This is a genomic window from Seonamhaeicola marinus (assembly GCF_008085455.1).
In genome coordinates this window covers 1-237 of record NZ_VSDQ01000749.1, presented here as the reverse complement: position 1 = coordinate 237, position 237 = coordinate 1, and the positions used below count along the sequence as shown (strand labels likewise).

1 protein-coding gene is annotated in these 237 nt (G+C 30.8%); it reads left to right on the top strand.

The genetic code is table 11. The features are described 5' to 3' along the window. Positions 1-48: 48 nt before the first annotated feature. The coding region (locus FUA24_RS23335) for an efflux RND transporter permease subunit (RefSeq protein WP_148545737.1) at positions 49-237 on the top strand (189 nt) is incomplete at its 3' end.

Sequence of the window (237 nt, the reverse complement as noted above, 5' to 3'; positions counted from 1 at the left end):
GCTACTTTATTTAAAAACTAAATTATTCCTTAAACATATTTATTAGTTATGTTAAAAACATTTATTGAAAGACCAGTGCTTTCAACAGTAATCTCTATTATCATAGTTATACTAGGTGTTATCAGTATAACATCCTTACCTATAGAGGAATATCCAGATATTGCGCCGCCAACTATTAAGGTTACGGCTAACTATACAGGTGCAAATGCAGAGACTGTTTTAGAGAGTGTAATTGTA